Origin of the sequence: Dietzia sp. B44 (assembly GCF_014145245.1) — a bacterium.
Lineage (GTDB): Bacteria > Actinomycetota > Actinomycetes > Mycobacteriales > Mycobacteriaceae > Dietzia > Dietzia natronolimnaea.
The window spans coordinates 1-1,752 of record NZ_JAALEF010000253.1 but is presented as its reverse complement, the minus strand read 5'-3'; the positions used below and the strand labels follow the sequence as shown (position 1 = coordinate 1,752).

Annotated in this window: 1 protein-coding gene; it reads right to left on the bottom strand. The window is 68.3% G+C overall.

Features of this window, described 5'->3' with window-relative positions:
- The coding region (locus G6017_RS09130; RefSeq protein ID WP_524536272.1) for a DEAD/DEAH box helicase at positions 1-1,711 on the bottom strand (1,711 nt) is incomplete at its 3' end.
- Between the last annotated feature and the right edge of the window lie 41 nt (positions 1,712-1,752).

The following is a 1,752-nucleotide window of genomic DNA, read 5'->3' as shown; positions in this document are numbered from 1 at the left end:
GACCGGCGGGCGGACCGGAGTCCGGTCGGATGTCGATCTCCGAACCGGCGACCCGGATCCCGCGCATCGATTCGATCTGATCCCGGGACAGACCCGCCGGGAGTTCGACGATCGAGTGATCGAAACGGATCGAGATACGTCCGATGTCGCCGCCACTGAGTCCGGCCTCATTGGCCAGGGCGCCCATGATGGATCCCGGCTTGACGTTGTTCCGCTTACCCACAGCAATCCGGTACTGGGCCATGTCCTTGCCCGTGCGCGAGGGACGGGGGCCGTCCGAGAAGTCGCGGCCCGGCCGCTCGCGCCGGTCATCCCGCCGGGTGTCACGCGGGTTGTCCTGCCGTTCACGTCGCGCGGGACGCTCCGGCTCTCGCATGAGGAAGTCGGCGGAATTGCGGGACTGCGTGGCGAGTGCGGCGGCGATGTCGGCCATCGAGACGGAGTGCTCGTTGGCGTACTCCTCCACCAGCCGGCGGAACATCGCCAGGTTCGGATCATCGAGGCTCTCGGTGATCGACTGCCCGAACTTCGCCATCCGCATCTCGTTGACATCATCCACGCTCGGGAGCTGGATCTCTGTCAGCGGCTGACGCGTGGCCCGCTCGATCTGGGAGAGCATGCGACGCTCCCGCGGGGTGACGAACAGCAGCGCCTGCCCGCTGCGGCCGGCGCGGCCCGTACGGCCGATCCGGTGCACGTACGACTCGGTGTCGTGCGGGATGTCGTAGTTGACCACGTGGCTGATACGGGGCACGTCCAGACCACGTGCGGCCACGTCCGTGGCCACCAGGATGTCGGTCCGACCGTCCTTGAGTGCCTCGATGGTCCGCTCCCGGAGATTCTGCGGGATGTCGCCGTTGATCGGCGCCGCCGAGAACCCGCGCGCCCGAAGCTTCTCCGCGAGCTCCTCCGTGGCCGACTTGGTCCGGACGAACAGGATCATCGCGTCGAAATCCTCGACCTCGAAGATCCGCGTCAGCGCGTCGAGTTTGTCCCGGTGATTGACCAGGACGTAGCGCTGATGGATGTTCGGGGCGGTGGAGGTCTTGGAGGCGACCTTCACCTCCGCCGGGTCGGTGAGGTACTTCTGCGAGATGCGCCGGATGGCGGAGGGCATGGTCGCCGAGAACAGGGCGACCTGCGTGGTCTCCGGGGTGTCGGAGAGGATCCGCTCGACGTCCTCCTGGAAGCCCATCGCCAGCATCTCGTCGGCCTCGTCGAGGACGAGATGGCGCAGACCCGACAGATCGAGCGTGCCCTTCTTGAGGTGGTCGATCACGCGGCCGGGCGTACCGACGATGATCTGCGCACCCCGCCGCAGACCGGACAGCTGGATCCCGTAGGCCTGACCGCCATAGATCGGGAGCACGTTGACCTGCGGCATGTTGGCGGAGTAAGTGATGCACGCCTCGGCGACCTGGAGCGCGAGCTCACGGGTGGGCGCCAGAACGAGCGCCTGCGGGCTCTTCACCGCCGGGTCGATGAGCGAGAGGATCGGCAGGGCGAAGGCCGCGGTCTTGCCGGTGCCCGTCTGTGCCAGCCCCACGACATCACGGCCCGCCATCACCATCGGGATGATGGCGGCCTGGATCGCGGAGGGGACCTCGTACCCCACGTCCTTGACCGCCTGGGCGACGGCCGGGGCCAGCCCCATGTCGGCGAACGTGATCGCGTCACCGTCGCCGGCGTCGGCGTCGGGCGCGCGGTCCACCGACTCGCCCCTGCGGGGCGCGCGCTCGACCGCCTGCTCCA